This is a genomic window from Mesorhizobium sp. M7A.F.Ca.AU.002.02.1.1, assembly GCF_003998535.1.
Classification (GTDB): Bacteria; Pseudomonadota; Alphaproteobacteria; order Rhizobiales; family Rhizobiaceae; genus Mesorhizobium; species Mesorhizobium ciceri.
The window spans coordinates 1-1,604 of record NZ_RZPB01001078.1 but is presented as its reverse complement, the minus strand read 5'-3'; the positions used below and the strand labels follow the sequence as shown (position 1 = coordinate 1,604).

The 1,604-nt window shown below is 67.5% G+C and carries 2 protein-coding genes; one reads left to right on the top strand and one right to left on the bottom strand.

Translation table 11 applies throughout. The features are described 5' to 3' along the window. A partial coding sequence (locus tag EN879_RS35175) for a DNA polymerase IV (protein ID WP_127274676.1) occupies positions 1–1,106 on the top strand: 1,106 nt, incomplete at its 5' end. Positions 1,107–1,115: 9 nt separating this feature from the next. On the opposite strand, the gene EN879_RS35170 is transcribed toward EN879_RS35175, so the two are convergent. Beyond that, on the bottom strand, positions 1,116–1,604 hold a 489-nt coding region (locus tag EN879_RS35170), incomplete at its 5' end, for a cupin domain-containing protein (protein WP_127274675.1).

Here is a 1,604-nt window from a genome sequence, read left to right as displayed (position 1 = left end):
CCTTGCGCCCCGGCATGCCGCCACGCACGCCGAAGGCGCGCGAACTCTGCCCGCATTTGATCTTCGTCGGCGGCAATTTCAGCCATTACCAGCGGCTGGGCGATGCGGCGATCAAGGTGCTCGACGATTTTACGCCTGTGGTCGAGCGCATTTCCATCGACGAGGCGTTTGCCGACGTCGCCGGCTGCACGCATCTGTTCGGCTCGCCGCAGGAGATCGCGACAACCATCCGCCGCCGCGTACGGGCCGAACTCGGCCTGCCGATCTCGATCGGCGTGGCGCGCACCAAGCATCTGGCCAAGATCGCCTCGCAGGTCGCCAAACCCGACGGGCTGGTGGTCGTCGAACCCGGCACCGAACTCGCCTTCCTGCATGATCTGCCGGTCGGACTGATGTGGGGCGTCGGCCCGGCGACCAGGGCGCGGCTGGCCGAGATCGGCGTCGAGACCATCGGTCAACTGGCCAGGACGCATGGCGGCGCGCTGACGCGCCTGCTCGGTCCCGCCGCCGGCGAAAAGCTCGCCGCCCTGTCCTGGAACCGCGACCCGCGAAAGCTGGAGACGAAGCGCCGCGCGCATTCGGCCGGCGCCCAATCGGCGCTTGGCCAGAAGCCGGCTATGGCACGGGTCATCGTGCCGACACTGCTGCATCTGGCCGACCGCGTCGCCAGCCGGCTGCGCGCCAAGGCAAGGCCCGGCCGCACGGTGACGGTACGCGTGCGCTTTGCCGATCTCCGCGCCGTCACCCGTTCGATCACGCTTGACCAGCCGATCTCGGCGACCGCGATGCTGGCCGAGATCGCCGGCGATCTGGTGCGCGGCCTGCTTGCCGACAATCCACAGGAGAAAACGATCTCGCTGCTGGCGATCTCGGTCTCGCATCTTGAGGAAAGCTTCGAGTTACAGCTCGACCTGCCGCTTGGCCTCGCCGACGAGAGGCGCCGGCCCGGCACGAAGAAGGGCCTAGCACGCTTCGACGCCGACCGCGCCATCGACAAGATCCGCGAGCGCTTTGGCAAACAGGCGGTCGGCTACGGCACGGTGGCGCTGGAGGCGGCGCGCTCGGTTCCCGACGAATTCAGGGAGTTGGCGGAGAAGGAGCTGTGAAGCCGGGGGCTACTCCATCTCTTCGCCGTCCCAGTACCGCCTCACCGCTCCCATGTCGAAAATGCCGTCGCGCCGGCGCAAGGCGTCGACCGCCATCTTGTTGGAATCTGGATAGACGCAGACCTCGTTGGGATTTTTCTCGCCGATCATCAGGTAGCGGCACGGCCCCGTGCCGCTGTTGAGGAAGGAATGCCCGACCGCCAGGCCGGCCGGAAAGCAGACATAGTCGCCGGCTTTCATTTCGTGGCGCTCCTCGCCAAGCAGCAGCGTCACCTCCCCTTCCAGGATCAGCGCATGCTCCTCTTCCAGCATGTGATAGTGCCGGGGCGCCAGGCGCATGCCGGGCGCCGGCGCTTCGATCAGCATGCCGACATGATAGTCGGAGCGTCCCAGCGCGGCATAAGTCAGGTGCCTGGACCGGCCGCCGAACCGCGGGCCTTCGCCTTCGACCTTCCATTCGACAGCATCGCTGGCGATCGGCGGGGTCGGCGGCCGGTC